This window comes from uncultured Campylobacter sp., assembly GCF_938045595.1.
In the GTDB taxonomy this organism is placed as follows: domain Bacteria; phylum Campylobacterota; class Campylobacteria; order Campylobacterales; family Campylobacteraceae; genus Campylobacter_B.
Genome location: NZ_CALIBB010000148.1, coordinates 1 through 3089 on the forward strand (window position 1 = coordinate 1; position 3089 = coordinate 3089).

The following is a 3089-nucleotide window of genomic DNA, read 5'->3' on the forward strand; positions in this document are numbered from 1 at the left end:
TGATGGCGGTGACTGGATGACAAACATAGGAAATAGTTATTTGGAGGGAGATATTGACCCATATCGTTTTGGGAAATCTATAGAAATTACTTACCCCGACTCTTCAAACAATGAAAAAGGTTCGGATTATAATAAATATGGTTTGGGTAAAAAATATAATTTGGAAGATTATAATAAGGATATAATTAGATATAATAAAGAAGACCATGGAACATATTGGGGACTTGAAAAACGGATGAAAGAATTGGTCGAAAGTTTATGGAACGCTGGAGTTATAAAATATACAGACGGTGAAGGCAGAACTATCATATATGGATCAAATAGGCATGATCAATTATCTATTGCAAAACTACTTGGTAAAATCAAGGATTATTATTCTTGGAATCAAGATAAAGGCGTTGCTTTTGTTGGTTGGAAGAACAATGATATTTTAACCGGTACTCCACAAGGTGATATATTGTACGGTGGCGAAGGTAGCGATACGTTAAACGGCGGTAACGGCTACGATATATATCATGCGGATGAAAACGACACGATAAATGATTCCGATGGCAGCGGCAAAGTATATCTGGGTGAGACTAAACTGAAAGGCGGAAGGTTTATAAAAGAGCAATCGCATGGAAATATCGAAATTTATAAAAGCAATGACGATTCTATAACTTATGAATACAATACTTCCACAAAAGTATTAAACGCAAACGGCCTAAAGATAAACGATTTCGACAATAACGAGCTTGAGATAAATTTGCAAAAAGAGCAGTCGAATGAATTCGCCATACTTAGCGATACTACGGGCTCGATGGGCGGGGCGATAAGCTCGGTAAAATCTCAAGCAAAAGAGATCATAAAAACCGCCTTTGCTAGAGATACAAATACCAAGGTAGAAGTATTTGGCTATAACGATCCGGGCGTTCAAACTTTTACCAATCTCACGAATGATCAAAACGCGATAATGTCTGCTATAAACTCACTTTACGCAGATGGCGGAGGCGATACGCCGGAGATGACTTGGCATGGGATTTATAATGCCGCAAATTCAAATTGGAGCGAATACTCCGTAAAAAGAATTTTCGTTTTCGGCGATGCTCCCGCGAAGGACAATGAGTTCAAATCTAAAGCAATGGCGGCGCTTTTGCCCAATAAACCAAGAGCGGCAGCAAGAAGTTTAAGTGCAGCAAACGCGCTTTATGGCAATAATCACAGTGATTTAAATAATATTCAGGTCTTTACGATTCAAACGGGCGGTGGTGAAGATGTGGCGGCGGAATTTAAAGAATTAGCCGAATCCACCGGCGGCGGCTATGTAAATATGACAAACTCGGGCTATACATCCGTGGCGGATGCTCTTTTTGACGCTATGAATACAGGTACTTCCAAAAATGAAACCATTGTCGGCAATGAGAAAAACAATATCATAAACGGCAAGGGCGGGGATGATGTACTAGAAGGAAGAGAAGGAAGCGATACCTATGTTTTTGAAGAAAATTTCGGTAAAGACACCATAATAGAAACCAACAAGGAAAATAAAGATAAAAATATCATAGATATGTCCGCCTTCAGTTTAAAAGATGTCGTTTTTAGACAAAATAAAAATGATGTCGTCGTAAATAGGTCAAAATTTGACACGGTCACTATAAGAGATTTTTATTCAGAGGAAGAGAAGATATCGCAGATCAAATTTAAAGATGTAACGTTGGGCTATGAAGAGATCAAAGAGATAACTGCGCTTCAAAGCAACAAAGAGGTCGTTAAATTTGCAAATAAAGGCGAGAATAAGCTAAAAACTTTACTGAAAAAAGTATTTTTCAAAGCTGATGATGAAACCGCTACGACGATAAAAGGTGGTGTAAGAAGCGATGCGCTAGTGGGATCAAATTTGAACGATAAAATTTACGGAGGTCTCGGGCACGATACGCTCATCGGCGGGAAGGGTGATGATTATTTAGACGGCGGCTTGGGTAACGATAAATACATATTTTGCAAGGGAGACGGCAAAGATATTATTAAAGATTGTGGCGGAAAAGATACTTTGATATTAAAAGATATAAATCAAAACGAGCTTAAATTATCTAAAGATAAAAACGATTTGATTTTGAAATTTAAAGAAGGAAGCGATCAAATTATAATAAAGGATCATTTCAAGCGAAGCTTAGGATACAATCACAGGCTCGAAAATATTAAATTTGCAGACGGCGCGCAGATGAATTACAAACAGATCGAAGATATTGTTCGCGCTGGCGAATATGCCGGTGAGTTTAAACAAGCAAGTTTCTTGAAAAACGATTATTTTGTGCCACAAGATACAGTAAATAAAATTATCGAGCAGTTAAATTCGTACGCCGATAATTCGCAAGCATTAGAATTTATGTCAAATAATGCGCAAAAAGATAATATTCAAATTTATATGAGCTAGCTTATTTGCATAGTGTGAATGGTTATGACAAACGAGTATAAATTTGGGCAGATCTTAATAAATTCAGCGAGATTAATATTCTCGCTGAATTTATATTTTATAATCCTCATTTAGAGATTTATACGCTATAGATTCAGCTCGTCTCTTTTCGATATACAGCGCCTACTCCTCGCTTCCCTCCGTTCGCACGATCAGGCTTTTTGGAAGGCGAAATTTCTTGATGATCTCGCATTCCTTGGCGCGCATCTGTCCGTCGTCGCTCTCGTGATCGTAACCTAGCACGTGTAGCATTCCGTGCGTAAAAAGCAGCGCCGTCTCGTCGTCCCTGCCGTGCCCAAGCTGCGCGGCTTTCAGCTCTACGAGGTCTAAATTTATCACGACCGAGCCGAGTAGCGCGGGGGCGAAATTCCCGCCGTCAAAATTTTCATTCTTTAAATTTTCATCGTTAGGATTTTCGCCCTCGGAATTTTTGGAATTTATGGCATTAGAATTTTTGCTCGCAGAATTCGCGGCGTCTGTATTTTTACTAGCGGAATTCGTATCGTTTAGAATTTTAGCGCCGCTGTTTTCATGCGCGGAATTCTCCTCGCTCAAATCCTCGCCGAAGCCCGCAAACGCCGCAGGATCGAGCGGGAAGCTCAGCACGTCGGTCGTCTTATCGATGCCGCGCGTTTGC

At 39.7% G+C, this 3089-nt stretch carries 2 protein-coding genes; one reads left to right on the forward strand and one right to left on the reverse strand.

Annotated features, from left to right (window positions below; translation table 11 throughout):
• On the forward strand, positions 1 to 2413 hold a 2413-nt coding region (locus Q0340_RS06260), incomplete at its 5' end, for a calcium-binding protein (protein ID WP_298082591.1).
• 162 nt (positions 2414 to 2575) lie between these two features.
• Here the strand turns inward: Q0340_RS06260 and ybeY are convergent.
• Complete coding sequence (gene ybeY / locus Q0340_RS06265) at positions 2576 to 3058, reverse strand: rRNA maturation RNase YbeY (protein ID WP_298082592.1); 483 nt, start codon at positions 3056 to 3058, stop codon at positions 2576 to 2578.
• Positions 3059 to 3089: the final 31 nt, after the last annotated feature.